Origin of the sequence: Burkholderia ubonensis subsp. mesacidophila, assembly GCF_002097715.1 — a bacterium.
Lineage (GTDB): Bacteria > Pseudomonadota > Gammaproteobacteria > Burkholderiales > Burkholderiaceae > Burkholderia > Burkholderia mesacidophila.
In genome coordinates this window covers 3,063,972-3,088,976 of the sequence record NZ_CP020737.1, presented here as the reverse complement: position 1 = coordinate 3,088,976, position 25,005 = coordinate 3,063,972, and the positions used below count along the sequence as shown (strand labels likewise).

Here is a 25,005-nt window from a genome sequence, read left to right as displayed (position 1 = left end):
CGGGCAATGCAATTGAAAGCGGGCGGGCAGCACCCGCGGCAGCTTTACAGGCCTTCCACGGGACTCGCTTCCGAACCGAAGATCCGGCAGCCGAATGCGAACTGGCCCGGCGCGCCGGCGAGGGGGCCGGCGAAGCGCAGCGCCGGCAGGCGGTGGCGGCCGGGCAGGACGTAGGTGCCGGTGGGGCTGGACAGCGCACGCGCCTGAGCCTTCGTCAGCGGCTTCGTCCACGCGGCGTACGTCGCCTTGAACGCCGGGGCCGCGTCGTCCTCCGCGTTCTCGCCTACATTCATGGCCCACGGCGCGGGTGTCGGCACCGGAGCCAGCCGGCGGTCGCGCGCGTATGCGGCAACATCGCCGCTCGTCTGCGCATAGACCTTCAGGTCTTCGTCGGCAGGGGTGTCGCCGGACGGCTGTCGATAGAGATGAATGACGCTCACCGGGTAGCCGTCGATCGTCAACGGTTGCGGAAACCGGAAACGCATTTCGGACCAGCGATCGTCCGGATCATCGTGCCGCGCGTCGACGATCACACCGCCATCCCCGGCGAAGCCCGAAATCGACACGCCGGCCGTTCTGAGTAACCGTCTAGCGAGTCAAGCGGAATGAAGCGAACTGTCCCAAGGTGTGCTGGTTTTGACCATGGCGTTGAGCACGGTCAGGAGCTTGCGCATGCAGGCAACCAGCGCGACCTTGGGCGGTTTGCCGGAAGCAATGAGCCGTTGGTAGAAGGCGGTAATGGCGGGGTTGCGTCGCGAAGCGGTGAGCGCAGCCATGTACAGAACGCGGCGGATATCAAAGCGTCCGCCTTGGATTCGCCTGCGTCCGCGGACGGTTCCAGAGTCCCAAGCCATCGGGGCGACACCGACCAAGGCTGCAATCTGGCGCCGATTAAGCCGACCGAGCTCAGGCAATTCCGCGATCAATGTGGCGCTGGCTACCGGACCGATACCGCTTGCGGAGCGAAGCAACACGTCGAGCGCACTGTAGTGCTCGCGAACGTGAGCGACCATTTGGGCATCGACATCATCGAGTTGCTTGCGAATGGCGTCGATCATGGTCTCGATGCTCGGGCGAACGACTGGAATCGCCAGTTGCAGACGCTGTCGCTCCGAGAGCAGCATGCCGAGCAACTGACGACGACGCGTGACCATGGCGGCCAGGGCTTGTTGCTGGGCGTCCGCCAGCGGTCGAATGAAGCTGGCCAGATCCTGGCGGCGAACCAGTACCGATGCGAACTCGGCCAGCATATGGGCATCGATCGTGTCAGTCTTGGCCAGACGTCCCATCGATTTAGCAAAGTCGCGCGCCTGACGCGGATTAACCACGGCAACCGGCAGACCAACCGCTTGCAGCGCGCAGGCAAGCGCTGCTTCGTAGCCGCCAGTGGCCTCCATGACGATCAGGCTAATGTTCAGCGGTTGCGAAGCCGCTGCCAGTGCCGAGTGCGCCTCGGCATCGTTAGCCCATCGCTGAGAAGCCAGTTCAGCGCCCAAGACTTCAATATCGACGTGTTCTTTGGCCACGTCGATGCCGACCACCACTGAGGAAACAGACATGATCTTCAGATCCCTTGCTTGTGCATGCGCTCTCGATCAAATCGGGGCGGGTAACCGTTCGGGTTTCAGGAAGACCAGCACGGCAACCGTGCGTTTTGTACTCAGAAACGGGCTCTCACGCCCAAGCGCGGATCAAACTGCACGGTCATGTCTGGCTGCGCTCAGACTTTACCGTACTGGTCAGGCTTAAACATACAAGCACCGCGCGTTCCTTCGGCAGCGGCCAGCGCGCGGTCGTCGAGCAATTCAGCTGTGCGCGGAGCCCGGATGCGGCGATGCCGGTGTCATGCGCGTGCGCGGCCGCCGGCGTGCACAGCAGGGTTGCGGCCAGCAGGATGGCCGGCGGCGCGGCCGGCAGCGGGCGCCGTGGCTCGGGGCGGGGGAGCAGATCTCTCATGAATTGTTTTTGTGATGGTGGCGTATCCAGCGGCCTTGCACATGTCTGATCGGGCTACCGTGTAGCCGTACGGCGAACGCGTTCCGGTTACGCAGCCTTTCAGCGCCGAATCAGCGTTTACGCTTCCGCCTTCCAGTCCCCCGATTTCCCGCCGCGCTTCTCCCGCACGCTCACGTCGGTAATCACCATCCCGCGATCGACCGCCTTGCACATGTCGTACACGGTCAGGAGCCCGACCTGCACCGCGGTGAGCGCCTCCATCTCGACGCCGGTCCGCCCGAACGTCTCGACCTGCGCGACGCAGCGCACGCCCGGCAGCGCGTCGTCGAGCTCGAAATCGACCGCGACGCGGGTCAGCGCGAGCGGATGGCACAGCGGAATCAGGTCGGCGGTGCGCTTCGCGCCCTGGATCGCCGCGATGCGCGCGACGCCGAGCACGTCGCCTTTTTTCGCCTTGCCGTCGCGGATCAGCTCGAACGTCGCCGGCAGCATCCGGATCGTGCCGCGTGCGATGGCGATACGCTGCGTTTCCTGCTTGCCGCCGACGTCGACCATGTGTGCGTGGCCGGCGGCGTCGAAATGGGTGAGTCCAGACATGTCGTGCTCCTGTCGATCGAACCCGCCGTTCGGGCGTCCGGTTCGATCCCGTGCATAGCTTGAAGGGCGCCTATCATAGCAGCGGGCGCTCGCGCCGCCGGGACACAACCGGCGGACGATCCGTGCGGGACAGCCGGGCCGGCGCCGGTACAATGGCCACGATATTCATACCAATCGCCGCGAGGCGCGCGCCGCGCGCGGGACGGCGTCGCGATCATCCTGCCATGCGTGTCAAACAGTTGCTTGTCGCGTTGCTGTCGGCGGCCCTGGCGCTGCCGCCCAGCGGCTTCGCGCAACGCACGGGCGCGTTGCCGCTCGAGGCGGCGCCCGCCGGTCTTCCGTCGATCTCGACCGTGCCGTCCGGCATTGCGCCCGACGTATTCGGCACCTACGGCGGCGCCGAGAGCCGGTTTTCCGGCGCCACCGGCGTGTCGAATTCCGCCTCCGGCCTGCGCGCGCCGCTGCGGGCGCTGCAGTTGCCCGACCTCGGTGACGGCTCCGGCGGCGCGCTGACGCCGCAGGCCGAGCGCAAGCTCGGCGAACGGGTGATGCGCGAGGTGCGGCGCGACCCCGACTATCTCGACGACTGGCTCACGCGCGATTACCTGAACGCGGTGGCGGCGCGGCTCGCGGCCGCGGCCACCGCGCGCTTCATCGGCGGCTATGCGCCCGACTTCGACCTGTTCCCGGTGCGCGACGCGCAGATCAATGCATTCTCGATGCCGGGCGGCTTCATCGGCATCAACACCGGGCTCTTCATCACGACGCAGACGGAGTCCGAGCTCGCGTCGGTCGTCGGCCACGAGATGGGCCACGTGCTGCAGCGGCATATCGCGCGGATGATCGGCGCGAGCGAGAAGACCGGCTATACGGCGCTCGCGACGATGCTGCTCGGCGTGCTGGCGGGCGTGCTCGCGCGCAGCGGCGATCTCGGCAGCGCGATCGCGATGGGCGGGCAGGCGTACGCGGTCGACAACCAGCTGCGCTTCTCGCGCTCGGCGGAGCGCGAGGCGGACCGCGTCGGCTTCCAGCTGCTCGCGGGCGCGGGCTACGACCCGTACGGGATGCCGGGTTTCTTCGAGCGGCTCGATCGCGCGTCGATGGGCGATGCGGGCGTGCCGGCCTATGCGCGCACCCATCCGCTGACCGGCGAACGAATCGCCGACATGGAGGATCGCGCGCGGCGCGCGCCGTACCGCCAGCCGCACCAGTCTGCCGAATACGGGTTCGTGCGCGCCCGGCTGCGCATCCTGCAGAACCGTGCCCCCACCGACATCGCGGCCGAGGCGCGCCGGATGCAGCTCGAGATCGACGACCACACTGCGGCGAACGTCGCCGCGAACTGGTACGGCGTCGCGCTCGCGAACACGCTGCTCGGCCAGTACGACGCGGCGGGCCAGGCGCTGGCGGCGTCGCGCGCAGCGTTCGATGCGCGCGCGCGGCGCGACGACGATCCTGCCACGAGCTCGCCGAGCCTCGACGTGCTCGCCGCGGACCTCGCGCGCCGCGCGGGGCGCACCGACGACGCGGTGAGGCTCGCGGCGCTCGCGCAGCGGCGCTGGCCGGCGTCGCACGCGGCGATCGTCGTGCATCTGCAGTCGCTCCTGGCCGCGCGCCGCTTCGGAGAAGCGCAGACGCTCGCCCGGACGCAGGCGCTGGCCGATCCGCAGCAGCCGGACTGGTGGGACTATCTCGCGAAAGCGAGCGACGGCAAGGGTGACATGCTCGCGCGGCGCCGCGCGCAGGCGGAGAAGCTCGCGCTCGACGGCGCGTGGCCGGCGGCGATCCGCCAGCTGAAGGACGCGCGTGATGCAAAGGACGTGTCGTTCTACGACCAGTCGATGCTCAACGCGCGCCTGCTCGAATTCGAGGCGCGCTACAAGGAAGAGCGCGAGGAAGACAAGAACGGCAGGAGCTAGCCGGTCGCGGCGGCGTCAGTGTTCGCCGGGCGGCGCGGCGCGCGCCCGTTCGGCCGGGCTCGCGACGAAGCCGAAGCGCGCCGACACGTCGGCGCGCGCGATCTCGCCGAGCGGCAGCGCGCGGTCGGCTTGCCAGCGCACCACGGGCGGCGTCGCGTCGAGATCCGCGTGGTCGGCGAACAGCCCGAGATCGTGGTCGTGCAGCGCGGCGACGCGCGGCGGGGTGCCGGCGTCGCGAAACAGCACGCCGCCCGCGTCGTCGAGCCACGCTTCCCGCGGCTCGAACGGCCGGCCGGCCTGGTCGGTGAGCGTGAGCCGCCCGTCCTGTTCGGCGAGCCGCACGATCCACGGGGTATACGCGAGCTCGACGTACACGCGCTGCGGCCCGTTCTGGAAGAACCACTGGCCGTGCTCGTCGGCTTCGTAGTTGCGCGCGATGAACGCGACCAGCGCCGCGTGACGGAGCGGCGCGCCAAGCTCGCCGGCCGCCTGCGCGGCGTCGTCGCGCAGGCGCCAGTCGCCGCGCCGGTCGAGCAGCAGCCAGCCGGTGCAGTGCGGCACGTCCGGCCACTTGGCGAGCGCCTGCTTGACGATGTCATCCATGGTCGACGAATTTGGAGCAGTAGCCGAACACCCGCGCCGACAGCCAGTCGAGCCGGCCGGGGAACGGCCCGGTCATGAATCCCGCATGGCCGCCGTCCGCGGGCTGGTCGAGCTCGACGGCGGGCGATACGTCCGCCGGGCCGGGCAGCGCCGACGCGGGCAGGAACGGGTCGTTGCGGGCGTTGAGGATCAGCGTCGGCACGTCGATCGCCGGCAGGAGCGGGCGGGTGGTCGCCTGCGTCCAGTAGTCGTTCGCGTCGGCGAAGCCGTGCAGCGGCGCGGTGACGACGTCGTCGAAGTCGTGCATCGTCACGGCATTCAGCATCGCTTCGCGGTCGAACAGGCCCGGAAACTGCTCGAGCTTGACGAGCGCCTTGCGCTTGAGCGTCTTCAGGAAGCTGCGCGTGTAGAGCATCGCGAAACCCTGCGACAGCGCACGGCCGCCCGCATGCACGTCGAGCGGCGTCGAGATCGCGGCGGCGGCGCGCACGATCGACGTGTCGCTGCGGTGCTCGCCGAGCCAGCGCAGCAGCACGTTGCCGCCGAGCGACACGCCGGCCACGACGAGCGGCCCGCGATGCCGCGCGGCGAGGCGCTTGAGGATCCAGTCGACCTCGGCGCTGTCCGCGAGGTGGTAGAAGCGCGGCCGGCGGTTCATCTCGCCGCTGCAGCTGCGAAAGTGCGGAACGACGCCGTGCCAGCCCTTCGCGCGCGCGGCGGCCATCAGCGCAAGCGCGTAGTGCGAGCCGGAACTGCCTTCGAGGCCGTGGAACAGCACGAACAGCGGCGCGTCGGGCGGCGGCGCCGCGCTGTCGAGATGGGCGATCCAGTCGAGATCGATGAAGTCGTGATCGGGGGTTTCCCATCGCTCCCGCCGGTAGGCGATGGCCGGTCGTCGCGCGAACAGCGCCGGCACGATGGTTTGCGCATGGCTGTTCGGCAGCCAGCGTGGTGCGCGATAGCGCAGTGTGTCGTCATCCGGGGTGTTGCCCCCGTCTAGCGATGTGGGCGGAGAAGCCGTACTCATGATCGCCCCGCGTCTTCGTCAATTCGTCAATGCAGCGGGCCTTGCCCGTGGCGGATCTTGGCGGCGAACTGCCCGGCCGCCTGTTCGGGAATCGGGCTCGCATGGATGTGCGCGATGCGCCATTCGCCGCGCTCGTGAATCATCACGTAGGTCGCGAACACCATGTCGGGCTCGGCAGCGAGATCGGCCTGCTGATGCGCTTCGGCGATCGTGTAGACGACGGTGCCGAGGCTGTCGTACACACGGATGTCGAGCGGCTCGATCGTCACCGGCTGGGTGGACAGCCGGGCGCCGAGGCCGCTGCGAATCTGGTCGAGGCCGTGCAGATGCGCGCCGTCCGCCCAGATGCAGCTGGCGAAATCCTCGTCGATCCACAGGGCCATCAGCGCGTCGAGGTTGGCATCGGCGATGGCTTGGTAGTAGGCGTTGAGCGTATCGGCGGCGGCTTCGAAGAGGCGGGCAAAACGTGGCATCGGGTTGTTCTCTCGCGCGCATCGCGCGCCGTATTCAGCACGGCGGCCAGAAGGCCGCCGCACACCGGTGAATCGGATTGCCCGGCGCGCGCCTCGCGACGCTGCCGGTGAAGGTCAGCGTTGCCCGACGAGCATGCCGCGCAGATCGCCGAATACCTGTTCCGGGCCGAGTTCGCGCAGGCACTTCAGGTGGCCGAGCGGGCACTCGCGCTCGAAGCAGGGACTGCATTCGAGATGCAACCATTGTACCTTCGCCAGCTCGGACAGCGGAGGGGTATGACGCGGGTCCGTCGAGCCGTACAGCGCGACGAGCGGCCGGCGCAGCGCCGCGGCGACGTGCATCAGCCCGGAATCGTTGGTGACGACCGCGTTCGCGCGGGCGATCAGCGCGCACGCCTCGGACAGCGACGTCTGCCCGCACAGGTTGCGCACGTGCGGCGCGTGCTCGGCGATCGCCTGCGCGGCCGCGGCGTCCTTCTGCGAGCCGAGCGCGATGATCTGCGTGTACGGGAACGACTGGTGGACGATCTTCGCAAGCGATGCGAAGTGCTCGGGCGGCCAGCGCTTGGCCGGGCCGTATTCCGCGCCGGGGCAGAACACGACGAGCGGCATCCGTGTATCGAGATTGAAACGTGCGGACACGCGCGCCGTTTCATTCAGGTCGGCTTCGAGGCGCGGCGGCGGCAGGGTTTTCATCGACTCGGGCAGCTTCGCGCCCGGCGCGTACGCGAGCGCCGCGTAGTGGCCCGTCATCGGCGGCCGCTCGCCGTGCGCCTTGTTCGGGTTTGCGTGCCGCACGTTCAATAGCCCGTAGCGGTGCTCGCCCGTATAGCCGATCCGCAGCGGGATGTTCGCGAGCCACGGGATCACCGCGGACTTCAGCGAGTTCGGCAGCACGTACGCCGCGTCGTAGCCGTTGTCGCGCAGGTCGCTCGCGAGCTGCCAGCGGCGCAGCAGCTGCAGCTTGCCGTGCGCGAGATCGGTCGCGTAGACATCGTGGATCTCCGGCATGCGCTCGAGCACCGGCGCGACCCAGGTGGGCGCGACGGCATCGATCGCGATGCGGGGATGGAGTTTCTTCAGCAGCGCAAAGAGCGGCTGCGCCATCAATGCGTCACCGATCCAGTTCGGTGCGATAACCAGCGCTCGACGCATATCAGGTCGATTTCCGATGTCGTAATGAAACACGGCGCCTGGGCGCCGCGTTCGGGTTGCCAGAATGGGAAAGGGCGGCGCGCCGGGCATCCGGTCGCGCCGCCGTGCGAGTCGTCCGGGCTCAGTGGCCCTTGACGACCTCGCCGTCGCGCAGCTTGTAGCGCGTACCGCAATACGGGCAGCGCGTCTCGCCGTGCGAGACGTCGATGAAGACGCGCGGGTGCGCGCTCCAGCGGGCCATCGCCGGGTTCGGGCAGTAGGCGGGAAGATCCTTGGCCGTCAGCTCGACCAGCGGCATTTCCTTGATTTCACTCATGAGTCTTTCTCTTGTTCACTCTTTTGTGGGGCATTCGCGCGGCACGCGCGCTCAGATCTTCGTCAGCCAGTGCGCGTACTTCGCGTTCTTGCCCGACACGATATCGAAAAATGCCGATTGCAGCTTTTCCGTGATCGGACCGCGCGCGCCGCTGCCGATCGTGCGGTTGTCCAGCTCGCGGATCGGCGTGACTTCGGCGGCGGTACCGGTGAAGAACGCTTCGTCGGCCGTGTAGACCTCGTCGCGCGTGATGCGCTTCTCGATCACCTCGATGCCGGCATCCTTTGCGAGCGTGATGATCGTGTCGCGCGTGATGCCGTCGAGGCACGACGACAGGTCCGGCGTGAACAGCTTGCCGCGGTTCACGAGGAAGAAGTTCTCGCCCGAGCCTTCCGACACGTAGCCGTCGACGTCGAGCAGCAGCGCCTCGTCGTAGCCGTCGGCGGTCGCTTCCTGGTTCGCGAGGATCGAGTTCACGTACCAGCCCGACGCCTTCGCGCGCACCATCGACACGTTGACGTGGTGGCGGGTGAACGACGACGTCTTCACGCGGATGCCCTTCGCGAGGCCTTCCTCGCCGAGGTACGCGCCCCACGGCCATGCGGCGATCGCGACGTGGATCGTGTTGCCCTTCGCGGACACGCCGAGCTTTTCCGAGCCGACCCAGATGATCGGGCGCAGGTAGCACGACTCGAGCTTGTTCTCGCGCACGACCTCGCGCTGCGCGCCTTCGAGGGTTTCCTGGTCGAACGGCACGTCCATCTGGAAGATCTTCGCGGAATTCAGCAGGCGCTTCGTGTGCTCGTGCAGGCGGAAGATCGCGGTGCTGCCGTCGGCCGTCTTGTACGCGCGCACGCCTTCGAAGACACCCATGCCGTAATGCAGCGTGTGGGTCAGCACGTGGATCTTGGCGTCGCGCCAGTCGATCAGCTTGCCGTCCATCCAGATCTTGCCGTCGCGGTCGGCCATTGACATAGGATTCTCCTGTCGGGTGCGGTTGTGTGCAGCGTTGAGCCGGAAAGACGCTTATTTTAGCGTCTTTTGGCGTCAACCCGGTCGGCCGGCGCGGGGGCGGGGCTATAATCGCCCGGTACCGATTCCAACCATGACGGGCCACACCGGCAGGAGACGCCGCCGCCCCGACAAACCGTCCGCCGCGGCGCCTCCCCATGCTCGCTCGATTGTCCGCCACCGACCGCCTCGCGCTGATCCAGGGCGCACGCGACTATTCACCCACGCTGATGGCGATCCTGTCCTGGGGGCTCGTCACCGGCATCGCGATGAGCAAGTCGGTGATGACGATCGGGCAGGCGAGCGCGATGTCGCTGCTCGTCTACGCCGGCTCGTCGCAGCTCGCGGTGCTGCCGCTCCTCGCCGCGAAGCTGCCGATCTGGACCGTGCTGCTCACCGCCGCGATGGTCAACACGCGCTTCGTGATCTTCAGCGCCGGGCTCGCGCCCCACTTCTCCTACCTGCCGCTGTGGCGGCGCCTCGCGATCGGCTATTTCAACGGCGACGTGATCTATCTGCTGTTCCAGAAACAGGGCTTCGCGAACGGCCACGTGCCGGGCAAGGAGGCGTATTTCTGGGGGATGGCGCTGTCGAGCTGGCTGTCGTGGCAGGTGTCGTCGCTCGCCGGGATCCTGCTCGCGAGCTTCTTTCCCGCGAGCTGGGGGCTCGAGCTCGCCGGCACGCTCGCACTGATCCCGATCATGGTGTCGGCGGTCGCGAACCGCTCGACGCTCGCGGCCGTCGCGGTCGCCGGCATCGTGTCGCTGGTCGCGTTCGACTTGCCGTACCGGCTCGCGCTGCCGCTCGCGGTGCTCGCCGCGCTCGCAGCCGGCTGCACCGCCGATTTCTTCGTCGAACGGGCCGACTGGCGCCGCATCCGCACCCGGACGGTGCCGCAGGAGGAGGTCGAATGAGCGCCGCGGAAATCTGGATCGTCATCGTCGGGATGACGCTCGTCACGGCCGTCACCCGCGCCATGTTCCTGATCGGCGGCGAACGCTCGGTGCTGCCCGAGCGCGTACAGCGCGCGCTGCGCTACGCGCCCGCGGCGGCGCTCGCGGCCGTCGTGCTGCCCGACGTGCTCGAAACCCCGGCCGGGCTGTCGTTCGCACTCGCCAATCATCAGTTCTATGCGGCGCTCGCCGGCTTCGGCTGGTACCTGTGGCGGCGCAGCATGCTCGGCACGATCGTCGTCGGGATGCTCGTGTTCACCGGCCTGCGGCTGATCGCCTGATGCGCAGGCATCGCTTTGTTGCATCGCAACATTCCGGGTTGTCCCAAATAGGCGGAATTCGCCGCCACGCGGGCAGCCGTCCGAACGGATCGGCTAGAATGCCCGTTCCAGATTCATTACCCGTGCGCGTCATGCGGATCCGCCAGCCACGGCCGCATCCGGCGCCCCCAGCGGCAGCCCGCGCACGTGTTGCGTAAGACCTCCTTTCCCCATCCACTACTTCAATTTGTCCAACATGAGCCAAGTCAAGCGTCTTACCGACCTGATCGCCGCCGGCCAGCTCGCCGGCAAACGCGTGTTCATCCGCGCCGACCTGAACGTCCCGCAGGACGACCACGGCAACATCACCGAAGACACCCGCGTGCGCGCGTCGGTGCCGGCCATCCAAGCTGCACTCGACGCGGGCGCGGCGGTGATGGTCACGTCCCACCTCGGCCGCCCGACCGAAGGCGAGTTCAAGCCGGAAGACTCGCTCGCGCCGGTCGCGAAGCGTCTCGCCGAACTGCTCGGCCGCGACGTGCCGCTCGTCGCGAACTGGGTCGAGAACGGCGTGAACGTCGCGCCGGGCCAGGTCGTGCTGCTCGAGAACTGCCGCGTGAACAAGGGCGAGAAGAAGAACTCGGACGAGCTCGCGCAGAAGATGGCGAAGCTCTGCGACGTGTACGTGAACGACGCGTTCGGCACCGCGCACCGCGCCGAGGCGACGACGCACGGCATCGCGAAGTACGCGCCGGTCGCTTGCGCGGGCCCGCTGCTCGCGGCCGAGCTCGACGCGCTCGGCAAGGCGCTCGGCAACCCGGCGCGCCCGCTGGTGGCGATCGTTGCGGGCTCGAAGGTGTCGACCAAGCTGACGATCCTCAAATCGCTCGCGGAGAAGGTCGACCAGCTGATCGTCGGCGGCGGCATCGCGAACACGTTCATGCTCGCGGCCGGCCTGTCGATCGGCAAGTCGCTCGCGGAAGCCGACCTCGTCGACGAGGCGAAGGCGATCATCGACGAAGCGCGCAAGCGCGGCGCGTCGGTGCCGATCCCGACCGACGTCGTCACCGCGAAGGAATTCGCGCCGACCGCCGCCGCGACCGTGAAGAAGGTCGCCGACATCGAAGCGGACGACATGATCCTCGACATCGGGCCGGAGACCGCCAAGGCGCTCGCGAGCCAGCTCGAGAAGGCCGGCACGATCGTCTGGAACGGCCCGGTCGGCGTGTTCGAATTCGACCAGTTCGGCAACGGCACCAAGACGCTCGCCGACGCGATCGCCAAATCGTCCGCGTTCTCGATCGCGGGCGGCGGCGACACGCTCGCGGCCATCGCGAAGTACGGCATCCACGACCAGGTCAGCTACATCTCGACGGGCGGCGGCGCCTTCCTCGAGTTCCTCGAAGGGAAGAAGCTGCCGGCGGTGGAAGTGCTCGAAACGCGGGCGGCCTGAGCGTGGCGGCGCGCGCAGGGGTGACGAAGGCCGCGCGCTCCGCGAAGGCGGAGCCGACGGCCGGCGCGGGCAAGCGCAAACGCGCGCCCGCGCGGGCGAACACCGCCCCGCGCGCACCGGCGGCCGCCGGCGACGCGGCCATGCAGCACCACGAGATTCAGAACAAAGCGATGCCGGGCGCAAGCACCGGCGCGCCCCCCGGAGCGGCGGCCGCTGGGCCTGCCGCGTCCGGCTCTCGCAGCGTTTCACCCAGCGCATCCACCTTGATCCAGATGAGGAGTTTCATGCAGCGCGCCACCAAGATAGTCGCCACGATCGGCCCGGCTTCCAGTTCGCCGGAGACACTGCTGCAGATGATGCAGGCGGGCCTCGACGTCGTGCGGCTCAATTTTTCGCACGGCACCGCCGATGATCACCGCCAGCGCGCCGAGATGGTGCGCGAGGCCGCCCGCAAGGTCGGCCGCGAGATCGCGATCATGGCGGACCTCCAGGGGCCGAAGATCCGCGTCGGCAAGTTCGAGAACGGCAAGACGACGCTCGAGCCGGGCCAGCCGTTCGTCCTCGATGCGGGCTGCGAGCTGGGCAACGACGACCGGGTCGGCCTCGACTACAAGGAGCTGCCGCGCGACCTGAAGCCCGGCGACGTGCTGCTGCTGAACGACGGCCTGATCGTGCTGACCGTCGAGCGCGTGCTCGGCGACGAGATCCACACGATCGTCAAGGTGGGCGGCGAGCTGTCGAACAACAAGGGGATCAACCGGCAGGGCGGCGGGCTGTCGGCGCCGGCGCTGACCGCGAAGGACATGGAGGACATCCGCACCGCGATGTCGCTCGGCGCGGACCTCGTCGCGGTGTCGTTCCCGAAGAACGCGACCGACATGGAAATGGCGCGCCAGCTCGCGAACATCGCGGGCGCGCCGTACGGCATCAAGCCGAAGATGATCGCGAAGATCGAGCGCGCGGAGGCGATTCCGGCGCTGCAGAGCATCCTCGACGCGTCCGACGGCATCATGGTCGCGCGCGGCGACCTGGCCGTCGAAGTCGGCAACGCGGCCGTGCCGGCGCTGCAAAAGCGCATGATCCGGATGGCGCGCGAGTCGAACAAGCTCGTGATCACCGCGACGCAGATGATGGAGTCGATGATCCACGCGCCGGTGCCGACCCGCGCCGAGGTGTCGGACGTCGCGAACGCGGTGCTCGACGGCACCGACGCGGTGATGCTGTCGGCCGAGACGGCCGCGGGCAAGTATCCTGTCGTGACGATCGAGGCGATGGCGGCGGTCTGCGTCGAGGCCGAGAAGTCCGAGCACGTCGAGCTGGACAAGGATTTCCTCGACCGCACGTTCACGCGGATCGACCAGTCGATTGCGATGGGCGCGCTGTTTACCGCGTACCACCTGGGCGCGAAGGCGATCGTCGCGCTGACGGAATCGGGCGCGACCGCGCTGTGGATGTCGCGCCACTACACGCACGTGCCGATCTTCGCGCTGACGCCGCGGGTCGGCAGCGAGCGCACGATGGCGCTGTACCGCAACGTCACGCCGCTGCACGTCGACTTCAACAGCGACCGCGACGCGGCGCTCCAGCAGGCGATCGAGCTGATCGTCCAGCGCGGGCTCGTCGCGCGCGGCGACATGGTCGTGCTGACGGTCGGCGAGCCGATGGGGCAGGCGGGCGGCACCAACACGCTGAAGATCGTCCGGGTCGGCGAGCATTACTGACCCGGTGGCCCGATTCGATCGGGCACCGTTTTATTGCCGAAAGCCGCGCGGGGTTCGATGCCCCGCGCGGCTTTTTTTCTGATTTTTGCCCGCATTGTGCCGTGCGAAGGTAACAAATTGCGAGCGAAGGCCGCCGACCGGTCGGATTCGGAGGCGCTTCGCGATAAAATGCGGCTATTCGACGCTCAGCCGCGCCCGTCCGCCGGGGTCACACCCGGCCAGGCCGCGCCGGCGCTCAGGGCGCACCGGTTTTCATTCAAGGAGTTCCACAATGCCTCTCGTATCAATGCGTCAATTGCTGGACCACGCGGCAGAGCACGGTTACGGCCTGCCGGCCTTCAACGTGAACAACCTGGAGCAGGTGCAGGCGATCATGGCGGCGGCGGACCAGGTGGGCGCACCCGTGATCATGCAGGCATCGGCCGGCGCGCGTAAGTATGCGGGCGAGCCGTTCCTGCGCCACCTGATCGAAGCGGCGGTCGAGTCGTATCCGCACATCCCGGTCGTGATGCACCAGGACCACGGCCAGTCGCCGGCGGTCTGCATGGCGGCGATCCGCAGCGGCTTCACCAGCGTGATGATGGACGGTTCGCTCGAGGCGGACGGCAAGACGGTTGCATCGTACGAGTACAACGTCGACGTGTCGCGCAAGGTCGTCGAGATGGCGCACTCGATCGGCGTGACGGTCGAGGCGGAACTCGGCGTGCTCGGCTCGCTCGAGACGATGAAGGGCGACAAGGAAGACGGCCACGGCGCCGAGGGCACGATGACCCGCGAGCAGCTGCTGACCGATCCGGAGCAGGCTGCCGACTTCGTGAAGCTCACGCAGTGCGATGCGCTCGCGATCGCGATCGGCACGTCGCACGGCGCGTACAAGTTCTCGAAGAAGCCGACGGGCGACATCCTGTCGATCCAGCGCATCAAGGAAATCCACGCGCGCATCCCGAACACGCACCTCGTGATGCACGGTTCGTCGTCGGTGCCGCAGGAGCTGCTGGAAGAAATCCGCCAGTTCGGCGGCGACATGAAGGAAACCTACGGCGTGCCGGTCGAGGAAATCCAGGAAGGCATCAAGCACGGCGTGCGCAAGATCAACATCGACACCGACCTGCGTCTCGCGATCACCGGCGCGATCCGCCGCTACCTGTTCGAGAATCCGGGCAAGTTCGATCCGCGCGACTACCTGAAGCCCGCGCGCGAAGCGGCGAAGAAGGTCTGCGTCGACCGCTACCTCGCGTTCGGCTGCGAAGGCCAGGCCGCGAAGATCAAGCCGGTGTCGCTCGACAAGATCGCCGAGAAGTACAAGGCAGGCGAGCTCGCGCAGGTCGTGCGCTGAGACTGTAGTACGATCCGGGGCTGCCGGCCGGCGGATGTCCGCCGGCCGTGACCGTCCCGCCGGCCGAACAAGGGCCGGCCGGCGCCGCCCGGGCCACGTTGCCCGGGGGCGCCGAAGAATCGCAAGGCCGCCGTTCCCGCCAGCCGCGGGGAACGGCGTTTCCCTTTTTGTGTTTGGCTCCTTATCTGCGAAAAGACGATGTCTACCCTTTACGAATCCACGCTCCGCTCGCTGCCGCTCCTCGGTCGCGGCAAGGTCCGCGACAACTACGCGGTGGGCAACGACAAGCTGCTGATCGTCACGACGGACCGCCTGTCGGCGTTCGACGTGATCATGGGCGAGCCGATTCCGAACAAGGGCCGCGTGCTGAACCAGATGGCGAACTTCTGGTTCGACAAGCTCGCGCACATCGTCCCGAACCACCTGACGGGCGACGCGCCGGAAGCGGTTGTCGCGGCCGACGAGGTCGAGCAGGTCAAGGGCCGCGGCGTGGTCGTCAAGCGCCTCGAGCCGATCATGATCGAAGCGGTCGTGCGCGGCTACCTGGCCGGCAGCGGCTGGAAGGAATACCAGGCGAGCGGCGCCGTGTGCGGCGTCAAGCTGCCGGAAGGCCTGCAGAACGCGCAGAAGCTGCCCGAGCCGATCTTCACGCCGGCCGCGAAGGCCGAGATGGGCGAGCATGACGAGAACATCACGTTCGAGGAAACCGAGCGCCGCATCGGCACCGAGCTGGCCGCGACGATCCGCGACATCTCGATCAAGCTGTACAAGGAAGCGGCCGACTACGCGGCGACGCGCGGCATCATCATCGCCGACACGAAGTTCGAATTCGGCCTCGACAACCACGGCAAGCTGTACCTGATGGACGAAGTGCTGACGGCCGATTCGTCGCGCTTCTGGCCGGCCGACCAGTACCAGGTCGGCACGAACCCGCCGTCGTTCGACAAGCAGTTCGTGCGCGACTGGCTCGAGGCGCAGCCGTGGGGCAAGACGGCGCCGGCGCCGGCGCTGCCGGCCGACGTCGTCGAGAAGACGGCCGCGAAGTACCAGGAAGCGCTCGAGCGCATCACCGGCGAGCAGCTCGCCTGAGCTTCGACGAAAGGAACGCGCGATGAGTGAAGTCCAGACCGCCCACACGCACAGCGCGCCGCTCGTCGGCGTGCTGATGGGTTCGAGTTCCGACTGGGACGTGATGAAGCATGCGGTGGCCATCCTGCAGGAATTCGGCGTGCCGTACGAGGCGAAGGTCGTGTCCGCGCACCGGATGCCCGACGAGATGTTCGACTACGCGGAGAAGGCGCGCGAGCGCGGCCTGCGCGCGATCATCGCCGGCGCGGGCGGCGCGGCGCACCTGCCGGGCATGCTCGCCGCGAAGACGACGGTGCCGGTGCTCGGCGTGCCGGTCGCAAGCAAGTACCTGAAGGGCGTCGATTCGCTGCACTCGATCGTGCAGATGCCGAAGGGCGTGCCGGTCGCGACGTTTGCGATCGGCGAGGCCGGCGCGGCGAACGCGGCGCTGTTCGCGGTGTCGATCCTGTCCGGCACGTCGGTCGACTACGCGAACCGGCTCGCCGCGTTCCGCGTGCGCCAGAACGAAGCCGCGCACGCGATGGCGCTGCCGCCGCTGGAATGAACGCAACGGGCCGCCCGGACCAGGGCTGCCCGGCAACCGGGCAGTCGAACCCGGATTGTCCTCACTGCGGCGGGCGCGCTGCCCGCCGTGACCGACCACTGACATGACCACTCCTCAATCCACTTCCCCGATCCTGCCCGGCGCCTGGCTGGGCATGGTCGGCGGCGGCCAGCTCGGCCGCATGTTCTGCTTCGCCGCGCAATCGATGGGCTATCGCGTCGCCGTGCTCGATCCCGATCCGACGAGCCCCGCCGGCACGGTCGCCGACCGCCACCTGCGCGCGGCGTACGACGACGAAGCCGCGCTCGCCGAACTGGCGGTGCTGTGCGACGCGGTGTCGACCGAATTCGAGAACGTCCCGGCCGCGAGCCTCGACTTCCTCGCGCGCACGACGTTCGTCGCGCCGGCCGGCCGCTGCGTCGCGGTCGCGCAGGACCGGATCGCGGAGAAGCGGTTCATCGAGGCGTCCGGCGTGCCGGTCGCGCCGCACGTCGTGATCGAATCGGCCGCGGCGCTCGCCGCGCTCGACGATGCGGCGCTCGACGCGGTGCTGCCGGGCATCCTGAAGACCGCGCGGCTCGGCTACGACGGCAAGGGCCAGGTGCGGGTGAGCAGCGCGCAGGAAGCGCGCGACGCGCACGCGGCGCTCGGCGGCGTGCCGTGCGTGCTGGAGAAGCGCCTGCCGCTGAAGTACGAGGTGTCGGCGCTGATCGCGCGCGGCGCCGACGGCCGCTCGGCCGCGTTCCCGCTCGCGCAGAACACCCACCACGCCGGCATCCTGTCGCTGACGGTCGTGCCGGCGCCGGCCGCCGACGCCGCGCTCGTCGAGAAGGCGCAGCAGGCCGCGGTGCGGATCGCCGACACGCTCGGCTACGTCGGCGTGCTGTGCGTCGAATTCTTCGTGCTCGAAGACGGCTCGTTCGTCGCGAACGAGATGGCGCCGCGCCCGCACAATTCCGGCCACTACACGGTCGATGCGTGCGCGACGAGCCAGTTCGAGCAGCAGGTGCGCGCGATGACGCGCATGCCGCTCGGCAACCCGCGCCAGCATTCGCCGGCCGCGATGCTGAACATCCTCGGCGACGTGTGGTTCCCGGACGGCGCCGCGGGCGCGTCCGTCACGCCGCCGTGGGACCAGGTCGCCGCGATGCCGGCCGCGCATCTGCACCTGTACGGCAAGGAGGAGGCGCGCGTCGGCCGAAAGATGGGCCACGTGAACTTCACGGCCGCGACGCGCGACGACGCGCTCGGCGCGGCCACCGCATGCGCGCAGCTGCTGCGCGTGCCGCTCGACTGAGCGCCGTGCCGATGTCCAGCGATCTTCCGAAATCCGTGACGCGCGAACAGATCGACGCCGCCGCCGCGCTGCTCGATGCGGGCCAGCTCGTCGCGTTTCCGACCGAAACCGTCTACGGGCTCGGCGGCGACGCGGCCAATCCCGACGCCGTCGCGCGCATCTACGCGGCGAAGGGCCGGCCGGCGAATCATCCGGTGATCGTGCACCTGCCGCCGGGCGGCGATCCGGGCTACTGGGTCGAACACCTGCCCGACGATGCGCACAAGCTGATCGACGCCTTCTGGCCCGGCCCGCTGACGCTGATCCTGAAGCGCCATCCGCGCATTCCGGACGCCGTGAGCGGCGGGCAGGACTCGGTCGGTCTGCGTTGCCCGTCGCATCCGGTCGCGCAGGCGCTGCTGGACGCGTTCAGCGCGCGGCGCGGCGGGCATGGCGGGGTGGCTGCCCCGTCCGCGAACCGCTTCGGGCACGTGAGCCCGACGACCGCGCAGCACGTGCGCGACGAGTTCGGCGACACGGTGCACGTGCTCGACGGCGGGCCGTCGGAAGTCGGCATCGAATCGACGATCCTCGATCTGTCGCGCGGCTTCCCGGCGCTGCTGCGCCCGGGCCACGTGACCCCGCAGCAGATCGCCGACGTGCTCGGCCGCGCGCCGCGGCTGCCGGACGGCAGCGACGCGACCGCGCCGCGCGCGTCCGGCACGCTGAAGGCGCATTACGCGCCGCGCACGCCGCTCGCGCTGCTGCCGTTCGATCAACTTGAGCCGCTGCTCGCCGCCGCGCACGCGGCCGGCGAACGGGTCGCGCTGGTCGCGCGCGCATCGCGCGCGGGCCGCTGGGCGCAGGCCGCCGACGTGCATTTCATCGCCGCGCCGGAAGATCCGCAGGCGTATGCGCACGCGCTCTACGGAATGCTGCGCGCGCTCGACCGGGCGGACGTCGCGCGGATCCTCGTCGAGAAGCTGCCGGACACCGTCGAATGGATCGCGGTCAACGACCGGCTCGGCCGCGCGGCTGCCGCGTTCGAAGCGCAGGGGTAAGGGCCGCGAGCGGTTGACGCGGCGCATGCATTTGCCGACGAGATGAAAAGAAAACGCCCGACGCTTGCGCATCGGGCGTTTTTTGTTGCGTGCGTCGCGCTTACTTGCCGACGCCGGTCGAGGCGATCTGCTGCTGGACGAACTGCGCGTACAGCGCGTGCAGGCGCGTCGACGGGTGGACCGTGTCGGCGAACATGTAGGTCTGGTCCGCGTTCGGCGTCGTGTAGGTCTGCGGCGAGCAGAACAGCGACGAGCCGAAGGCCGCCGGCACCGGCGCGCCGAACTTCGTCGCTGCGGCCACCATCGCTTTCAGGTTGCACGCGGTGTCGGTGTTCGACACGGCGAAGCCGTTCGCCTGATAGTTGGCCGCGATGCCGTCCTGCCACGTGAACACGTCGACCAGCTTGTACTTCGTCGGATCGACCTGGAGCGCGGCCAGCGTCCCGGCGAGCGTCTTGTTGAACAGTCCCGACAGCTGCGTGAAGGTCGCCTGCGTGCCGCCTTGCAGCGCGAGCGGCGTGCCGCCGATGTCCGGCACGTTCGACACGAACACGTGCGTGGCGCCCGCGGCGACGATCTGCTGGACGAGCCCGCCGAGCTGCTGCGCGGCCAGGCCGATCGCCTGCGCCGCCGCGAGTTGCGCGGCCGGCGTGCCGCCTTGCGCCTGCGCGACCTGCGCCTGGTAGAAGATGTCGTTCGCGCCGCCGTTGATCAGCACGATCTGGCCTGCGTTGAAGCTACCGTGCTGCGACAGGTACTGCTTGACCTGGTCGGCGACCGGCGTCGTCGTCGCCTGAGCGAAGTCCGAGTTCGGCACGCTCGCGTCCGCGTGGCCGAGGCCCGGCTGCAGCGTGACGCGCGCTCCGCCCTGCGCATAGCCGAGACCGCCGGTCGCCTGCAGCGGCACGCCGAAGCCGCCCTGGTTGGCGGCCTGCAGCGTGTCGCCGTAGTAGGTCGCGACGTTCTGCGTCCAGACCTGCCCCGGGTTGGTCGTGAAGCGCCCGCCGCCGAAGCCGAACAGGATCTGCGAATAGGTGCCGACGTCGGACAGGCTGTCGCCGAACGACACGATCTGCATCTTCACGCCGGACGGCGGCGCGGCGGACGCGTTGTTATTGTTGTCGTCGCCGCCGCCGCATGCGGCGAGCAGCGCGAAGGCCGCGCCTGCGATTGCAACCTGGGCGGTGCGCAGCAGGCGGTGCCGTGCGCGGGACGGTGCGGTTCGTTGTGGTTGCATCGATCGATCTCCTCGTAGATATGGCCTGATGTTTCGCATCTGCCGCATGCCCGCTCAGGTTCGGGGCGCGGCGGCCGTTGGCTGAAAGTTATTCTCTAGCTTGGCCGGTTCGCGCCCGCGGGCGGCGCGGTGCGCGGATCGTCGTCGGCGGCGTCGGCAATCCGTGCATGATAAGCGCTCGCCCATTCGGGCGGACCGAACACCGCGCGCAGCTTGTTGCGCCACCCGGGCACGCGCCACGCGTCGGCGGCCATCGATCCCCACTCGTGGAACGTCGCGACGAGCGGGTTGTTCGAGCCGAGCCGCTCGACGATCCCGTATCGGGGCGGGTCGGCCGGGGTCTCCTCGACGAAGCTGCCGAACAGCCGATCCCAGATCACGAGCACGCCCGCATAGTTGCGGTCGATGTAGCGCGGGTTGCGCGCATGGTGCGCGCGATGGATCGACGGCGTGTTGAACACGTACTCGATCCAGCCGAGCTTGCCGAACGCCTGCGTATGCACGAAGAACTGGAACGCGAGGTTGATCAGCACGATGCCGACGATCTGCTGCGGCGGAAAGCCGAGCAACGCGAGCGGCAGCCAGAACGCCCACATGCCGGCGACCGGGTACATCAGGCTCTGGCGCATCGCGGTCGAGAAATTCATCCGCTCGGACGAGTGGTGCACGACGTGCGCGGCCCACAGCCAGCGCACGCGGTGGCTCGCGCGATGGAACACGTAGTAGAGGAGGTCCTGCGCGACGAACAGCACGGCGAACGACAGCCAGCCGTCCTGCCACGTGAAGAGGCGATAGTGCTGGTAGCAGTACGCGTACACGGGAATCACGAACAGCCATGCGACCTTGTCCGCGCCCTGGTGCATCAGCGCGAGCGCGGCGTTGCACAGCGTGTCCCGCCAGCCATAGATGGCGTCCTGCGGACGGGTGCGGGCGAAGTGCCACGCCTCCCAGCCGATGCAGAGCAGGAAGACGGGCGCCAGCGCGAGCAGAAGCAATTCGACGTCGAATCGCATGGGCGTGTCTCCTCCTTCGTTCCCCTGCAAGTCTCGTGGCCGGGCAGTCGCCCGATTGTGAATATTGGTCAGGCGACAGCCTACGCAATCGGGTCGCGCTAGGCGAGAGGGGAGCGTAGAGGGTTCCCTCAGAGGACAGGGTTTCTACCGAAGCCGCGCCGAGCGGGGCTGCGCGGTGCGGCCCCGTTTTATCGGCGCGGGCGGCCGGGCGGCCGCGTGCCGGTTGCCGGCACGGCCGTCAGTGTGCGCCCGCGTAGATCCATTCGAGCAGGCTGTCGTGCGCGGCGCGCGCGGCTTCCGCGTGATCGTCGTTGATGAGGCTGACGACGACGTAGCTCTGGCCGTCCGCGCCCGCAACGTAGCCGGCGATCGCGCGCACGTCGCGCAGCGTGCCGGTCTTGATGTGCGCGTTGCCGAGTACGCCCGCATTCGTGAGCCGGTTCTTCATCGTGCCGTCGATGCCGGCGACCGGCAGCGAATCGATGAATGCCTGCGCGACCGGGCTCGCGTTCGCGGCCTGCAGCAGCGCGGCGAGCGACTGCGCGCTCACGTGCTCGTCGCGCGACAGGCCCGAGCCGTTGTTGAGCACCAGCTCCGGCATCGCGATGCCGCTTTTCTGCAGGAACGCGTGGATCACGCGGCTCGACTGCTCGGGCGTTGCGGGCGGCTTGCCGCTTTCCGCGCCGATCGTCAGGAACAGGTTGCGCGCCATCACGTTGTTGCTGAACTTGTTGATGTCGTAGACGACGCTGGCGAGCACCGGGCCGTGGTGCACGGCGACGGGCCGCGCGGTCGTCGGCACCTTGCCCTCGCTCACGGGGCCCGCGATGGTGCCGCCGTCCTGCTGCCACAGCGCGAGGAAGCCGCGCGCGAAGAACGTCGAGTGGTCGAGGATCGCGAGGTTGGTCGTGCGCGCGCCGCAGCGCAGCGGATAGTCGCCCGCGAACGATGCGGTCAGCATGCCGTCGCCCGCCGTCAGCGTCGGGCGCGCCGCGGCCGCTGCCGCGCCGCACGAGCCGTTGCCTTCGTGGAGCTGGTTGTCGATCGACAGGTTCGCGAGCGGCGGCAGCACGTCGATCGCGACCTTGCCGTCGTCGCCCGGCGTCAGCGTGAACGAGACGGCCTTGAACGCGTACAGCAGCGGATCGGGGCCGACGTTGTACGGCGCGCTCGCATCGGTGTCGAACGCCGGCAGGTCGCGCGTCGACGCCGCGAAATAGGTCTTGTCGAGCACGAGGCCGCCGCTCACGCGCTTGATGCCGGCCTTGCGGATCTTGTCGACGAGGTCGATCAGTTCCTCCGGCACGAGCTTCGGATCGCCGGTGCCCTTGATGTACAGGTTGCCCTGCAGCGTGCCGTCCGGGTCGACCGGACCGTCCGCATAGGCGGACGTGCGCCAGCGGAAGTCGGGGCCGAGGATCGACAGGCCCGAGAAGGTCGTGACGAGCTTCATCGTCGACGCCGGCAGCATCGGGCGGCTCGCGTTCCACGCGATGAGCGGCTCCGGATCGCCGACCCGCTCGACGACGACGCTCATCGCCGACGCGGGCACCTTCGCGCGCTGCAGCGCGACCAGCACGGACGGCGGCAGGCCGGCCGCGCGCGCGGCGGCGGACACGACGGGCGGCTTGTGCGGCTTCTTGCGGGCTTGCGCGGGCGGCGCGAAGGAAAGGGCGGTGCAGGCGGCGAGGACGGCGGCGGCGCGCAGGCAGAGGCGGGCGCGGGGCGCGAACCGGGCGGCGAGGACGGAAATCGGCATGGACGAGTACGGGAAACCGGATGCGTGATCGAGGCGCGCGCGGCGCCAAAGCGCACATTGTAGAGACAAGTTGGGTCGGATCCGATGAAACCGCTGCGGCGTGGTGCGCGATGCCGCGCACGCAATCCGCGGCGCTACAATGGTCGGCATGATTCACTCGTCCCACGGATGCCGACCCAGATGCGGATATTGCTTGTCGAAGACGACCGGATGATCGCCGAGGGCGTGCGCAAGGCGCTGCGCTCGGACGGCTTCGCGGTCGACTGGGTGCAGGACGGCGACGCGGCGCTCACCGCGCTCGGCGGCGAGACGTACGACCTGCTGCTGCTCGATCTGGGCCTGCCCAAGCGCGACGGCATCGACGTGCTGCGCACGCTGCGCGCGCGCGGGCTGGCGCTGCCGGTGCTGATCGTCACCGCGCGCGACGCGATCGCCGATCGCGTGAAGGGGCTCGACGCGGGCGCCGACGACTATCTGGTCAAGCCGTTCGATCTCGACGAGCTGGGCGCGCGGATGCGTGCGCTGATCCGCCGCCAGGCGGGGCGCAGCGAGTCGCTGATCCGCCACGGCGCGCTGACGCTCGATCCCGCTTCGCACCAGGTGACGCTCGACGGCGCGCCCGTCGCGCTGTCGGCGCGCGAGTTCGCGCTGCTCGAGGCGCTGCTCGCGCGGCCGGGCGCGGTGCTGTCGAAGAGCCAGCTCGAGGAGAAGATGTACGGCTGGGGCGAGGAGATCGGCAGCAACACCGTCGAGGTCTACATCCACGCGCTGCGCAAGAAGCTCGGCTCGGACCTGATCCGCAACGTGCGCGGGCTCGGCTACATGGTCGTCAAGGAAAGCTGACGCGTGAGGTCGATCCGTCATCAATTGCTGATCTGGCTGCTGGCGATCGTCGTCGCCGGCGTCGGCATGGCCGGCTGGCTGATCTATCGCCAGGCGCTCGCGGAGGCGAACGAGCTGTTCGACTACCAGCTGCAGGAGATCGCCGCGGCGCTGCCGTCCGAGCCGTTCTCGCAGGTGTTCGGCTCGCGCACCAACGGCGACGAGGGCATCGTGATCCAGATCTGGAACCGCAACGGCGTGCTGATGTACTTCTCGCATCCGCGCGCGCCGATCGCGCCGCGCGCCGAGCTCGGCTTCTCGACCGAGCGCACCGACCGCGGCGAATGGCGCGTGTACGGCGCGATCGTCGGCGACAACGTCGTGCAGCTCGCGCAGCCGGTGTCGGTGCGCAACCGGCTCGCGGCGAACGTCGCGCTGCGCACGCTGTGGCCGCTGATCGTGCTGCTGCCGTTCCTCGGCGCGGCCGTGTGGATGATCGTCGGGCGCGGGCTCGCGCCGCTGCGCCGCGTGACGCGCGCGGTCGAGGCGCGCCGGCCCGAGGCGCTCGATCCGCTGCCCGATGCGCCGCTGCCGCTCGAGGTGCAGCCGCTCGTGCACGCGCTGAACGGGCTGCTCGCGCGGCTGTCGGCGGCGCTCGACACGCAGAAGGCGTTCGTGGCCGACGCCGCGCACGAGCTGCGCACGCCGCTCGCGGCCGTGCAGATCCAGGCGCAGCTCGTCGGGCGCGCGAAGGACGACGCGTCGCGCCGCGAGGCGCTCGCCGACCTGCAGGACGGCGTGACGCGCGCGACGCGCCTCGCCGAGCAACTGCTCGCGCTCGCCCGCGCGGAACCGGACGGCGGGACGGTGCGCGAGGCGGTCGACCTGCAGGCGGTGCTTGCCGAATGCGCGGCCGCGCACGCGCCGCTCGCGCAGCGGCGCAGCATCGACCTCGGCTTCGAGGAGTCGCAGCCCGCGCGGGTCGTCGCCGATGTCGCCGCGCTGCGCGTGATGTTCGGCAACCTGCTCGACAACGCGGTCAAGTACACGCCCGACGGCGGCCGCATCGACGTGTCGCTGATGCGCGACGCGGCCGGCCGCGCGTGCGTGCAGATCGGCGACAGCGGCCCGGGCATCCCGGCCGACGAGCGCGAGCGCGTGTTCGACCGCTTCTACCGCGACAGCTCCGCGCGGGCCCGCACCGACGTGTCGGGCAGCGGGCTCGGCCTGGCGATCGTCAAGCGCGTCGCGGCGCAGCAGGGTGCGACGGTGACGCTCGGCGACGCGGCGGCGGGCGGGCTGCTCGTCAGCGTCGTGTTTCGCAACGCCGAGATGCCGGCCGAGGCGCCGCGCCAGTCCGAGCCGGTGTGAGGGAACGGGCCCTAAGCTCCCCGTTTAAGGCTGATTAAGCCTCCTTTAAGTCA

The 25,005-nt window shown here is 69.1% G+C and carries 26 protein-coding genes; 12 read left to right on the top strand and 14 right to left on the bottom strand.

Annotation, left to right across the window (positions count from 1 at the left end; all coding sequences use genetic code 11):
• Positions 1-44: 44 nt before the first annotated feature.
• The 4 genes from B7P44_RS14510 to moaC form a co-directional block, all read right to left on the bottom strand.
• Positions 45-533 carry a hypothetical protein gene (locus B7P44_RS14510; protein WP_084905253.1) on the bottom strand — a complete coding sequence of 163 codons (489 nt, stop codon included), beginning with the start codon at positions 531-533 and terminating at the stop codon, positions 45-47.
• Positions 534-596: 63 nt separating this feature from the next.
• Positions 597-1,559, bottom strand: coding sequence for an IS110 family transposase (locus B7P44_RS14505; RefSeq protein WP_407923991.1), 963 nt, complete (start codon positions 1,557-1,559; stop codon positions 597-599).
• A gap of 145 nt (positions 1,560-1,704) precedes the next feature.
• Entirely contained in the window at positions 1,705-1,956 is a 252-nt protein-coding gene (locus B7P44_RS36340; RefSeq protein ID WP_133117959.1) for a hypothetical protein, read from the bottom strand.
• A gap of 117 nt (positions 1,957-2,073) precedes the next feature.
• On the bottom strand, positions 2,074-2,553 hold the full coding sequence (moaC, locus tag B7P44_RS14500) for a cyclic pyranopterin monophosphate synthase MoaC (protein WP_060303733.1): 480 nt from the start codon (positions 2,551-2,553) through the stop codon (positions 2,074-2,076).
• A gap of 224 nt (positions 2,554-2,777) precedes the next feature.
• Here moaC and B7P44_RS14495 point away from each other — a divergent pair, with 224 nt between their 5' ends.
• The gene (locus B7P44_RS14495; protein WP_084905249.1) at positions 2,778-4,472 is read left to right on the top strand and encodes a M48 family metalloprotease; all 1,695 of its coding nucleotides are present in this window, start codon (positions 2,778-2,780) and stop codon (positions 4,470-4,472) included.
• Between the two features lie 15 nt (positions 4,473-4,487).
• On the opposite strand, the gene B7P44_RS14490 is transcribed toward B7P44_RS14495, so the two are convergent.
• From B7P44_RS14490 to B7P44_RS14465, 6 genes are all read right to left on the bottom strand, one after another.
• The gene (locus tag B7P44_RS14490; protein WP_084905247.1) at positions 4,488-5,075 is read right to left on the bottom strand and encodes a DUF2946 family protein; all 588 of its coding nucleotides are present in this window, start codon (positions 5,073-5,075) and stop codon (positions 4,488-4,490) included.
• Complete coding sequence (locus B7P44_RS14485) at positions 5,068-6,102, bottom strand: YheT family hydrolase (protein ID WP_084905244.1); 1,035 nt, start codon at positions 6,100-6,102, stop codon at positions 5,068-5,070. The genes B7P44_RS14490 and B7P44_RS14485 overlap by 8 nt, the downstream gene beginning before the upstream one ends.
• 26 nt (positions 6,103-6,128) lie before the next feature.
• The gene (locus tag B7P44_RS14480; RefSeq protein ID WP_084905242.1) at positions 6,129-6,575 is read right to left on the bottom strand and encodes a nuclear transport factor 2 family protein; all 447 of its coding nucleotides are present in this window, start codon (positions 6,573-6,575) and stop codon (positions 6,129-6,131) included.
• A 114-nt stretch (positions 6,576-6,689) separates the two neighbouring features.
• Positions 6,690-7,730, bottom strand: coding sequence for a lipopolysaccharide heptosyltransferase II (waaF, locus tag B7P44_RS14475; protein ID WP_045567247.1), 1,041 nt, complete (start codon positions 7,728-7,730; stop codon positions 6,690-6,692).
• A gap of 121 nt (positions 7,731-7,851) precedes the next feature.
• Positions 7,852-8,046, bottom strand: coding sequence for a zinc-finger domain-containing protein (locus B7P44_RS14470; protein WP_017334071.1), 195 nt, complete (start codon positions 8,044-8,046; stop codon positions 7,852-7,854).
• A 51-nt stretch (positions 8,047-8,097) separates the two neighbouring features.
• Entirely contained in the window at positions 8,098-9,021 is a 924-nt protein-coding gene (locus tag B7P44_RS14465) for a branched-chain amino acid transaminase (RefSeq protein WP_084905240.1), read from the bottom strand.
• A gap of 194 nt (positions 9,022-9,215) precedes the next feature.
• Between B7P44_RS14465 and B7P44_RS14460 the strand changes: the two genes are divergently transcribed.
• From B7P44_RS14460 to B7P44_RS14450, 3 genes are all read left to right on the top strand, one after another.
• Positions 9,216-9,971 (top strand): AzlC family ABC transporter permease, encoded by a 756-nt coding sequence (locus B7P44_RS14460; RefSeq protein WP_084905237.1) that lies wholly within the window; start codon positions 9,216-9,218, stop codon positions 9,969-9,971.
• Positions 9,968-10,291 (top strand): AzlD domain-containing protein, encoded by a 324-nt coding sequence (locus B7P44_RS14455; protein ID WP_084905235.1) that lies wholly within the window; start codon positions 9,968-9,970, stop codon positions 10,289-10,291. The genes B7P44_RS14460 and B7P44_RS14455 overlap by 4 nt, the downstream gene beginning before the upstream one ends.
• A 235-nt stretch (positions 10,292-10,526) precedes the next feature.
• Entirely contained in the window at positions 10,527-11,723 is a 1,197-nt protein-coding gene (locus B7P44_RS14450; protein WP_059610459.1) for a phosphoglycerate kinase, read from the top strand.
• 157 nt (positions 11,724-11,880) lie between these two features.
• Here the strand turns inward: B7P44_RS14450 and B7P44_RS37730 are convergent, their stop codons facing one another.
• Complete coding sequence (locus B7P44_RS37730; protein ID WP_265341370.1) at positions 11,881-12,009, bottom strand: hypothetical protein; 129 nt, start codon at positions 12,007-12,009, stop codon at positions 11,881-11,883.
• On the opposite strand from B7P44_RS37730, the gene pyk reads away from it, so the two are divergent.
• The 6 genes from pyk (at position 12,008) to B7P44_RS14415 (ending at position 18,750) form a co-directional block, all read left to right on the top strand.
• Positions 12,008-13,444, top strand: coding sequence for a pyruvate kinase (gene pyk / locus B7P44_RS14440; RefSeq protein WP_084905233.1), 1,437 nt, complete (start codon positions 12,008-12,010; stop codon positions 13,442-13,444). The two genes, B7P44_RS37730 and pyk, sit on opposite strands and share 2 nt — an antisense overlap.
• Positions 13,445-13,715: 271 nt before the next feature.
• Positions 13,716-14,780 (top strand): class II fructose-bisphosphate aldolase, encoded by a 1,065-nt coding sequence (gene fba / locus B7P44_RS14435; RefSeq protein ID WP_084905231.1) that lies wholly within the window; start codon positions 13,716-13,718, stop codon positions 14,778-14,780.
• Between the two features lie 198 nt (positions 14,781-14,978).
• Positions 14,979-15,869, top strand: a complete 891-nt coding sequence (locus tag B7P44_RS14430; protein ID WP_084905229.1) for a phosphoribosylaminoimidazolesuccinocarboxamide synthase — start codon at positions 14,979-14,981, stop codon at positions 15,867-15,869.
• 22 nt (positions 15,870-15,891) lie between these two features.
• Entirely contained in the window at positions 15,892-16,413 is a 522-nt protein-coding gene (purE, locus tag B7P44_RS14425) for a 5-(carboxyamino)imidazole ribonucleotide mutase (protein ID WP_035488962.1), read from the top strand.
• Positions 16,414-16,516: 103 nt separating this feature from the next.
• The gene (locus B7P44_RS14420) at positions 16,517-17,710 is read left to right on the top strand and encodes a 5-(carboxyamino)imidazole ribonucleotide synthase (RefSeq protein WP_084905227.1); all 1,194 of its coding nucleotides are present in this window, start codon (positions 16,517-16,519) and stop codon (positions 17,708-17,710) included.
• A gap of 11 nt (positions 17,711-17,721) precedes the next feature.
• Positions 17,722-18,750, top strand: coding sequence for an L-threonylcarbamoyladenylate synthase (locus B7P44_RS14415; protein WP_084905225.1), 1,029 nt, complete (start codon positions 17,722-17,724; stop codon positions 18,748-18,750).
• A 100-nt stretch (positions 18,751-18,850) separates the two neighbouring features.
• On the opposite strand, the gene B7P44_RS14410 is transcribed toward B7P44_RS14415, so the two are convergent.
• The 3 genes from B7P44_RS14410 to dacB form a co-directional block, all read right to left on the bottom strand.
• A complete protein-coding gene (locus tag B7P44_RS14410) occupies positions 18,851-19,987 on the bottom strand; it encodes an SGNH/GDSL hydrolase family protein (RefSeq protein WP_084905223.1) in 1,137 nt (378 codons plus the stop codon).
• Positions 19,988-20,082: 95 nt separating this feature from the next.
• Positions 20,083-21,000, bottom strand: a complete 918-nt coding sequence (locus tag B7P44_RS14405) for a sterol desaturase family protein (protein WP_084905222.1) — start codon at positions 20,998-21,000, stop codon at positions 20,083-20,085.
• A gap of 238 nt (positions 21,001-21,238) precedes the next feature.
• On the bottom strand, positions 21,239-22,759 hold the full coding sequence (gene dacB / locus B7P44_RS14400; protein WP_084905220.1) for a D-alanyl-D-alanine carboxypeptidase/D-alanyl-D-alanine endopeptidase: 1,521 nt from the start codon (positions 22,757-22,759) through the stop codon (positions 21,239-21,241).
• 180 nt (positions 22,760-22,939) lie between these two features.
• On the opposite strand from dacB, the gene B7P44_RS14395 reads away from it, so the two are divergent.
• Both B7P44_RS14395 and B7P44_RS14390 read left to right on the top strand, forming a co-directional pair.
• Entirely contained in the window at positions 22,940-23,602 is a 663-nt protein-coding gene (locus B7P44_RS14395; RefSeq protein ID WP_047898916.1) for a response regulator, read from the top strand.
• A gap of 3 nt (positions 23,603-23,605) precedes the next feature.
• Positions 23,606-24,952, top strand: a complete 1,347-nt coding sequence (locus tag B7P44_RS14390; RefSeq protein WP_084905218.1) for an ATP-binding protein — start codon at positions 23,606-23,608, stop codon at positions 24,950-24,952.
• Positions 24,953-25,005: the final 53 nt, after the last annotated feature.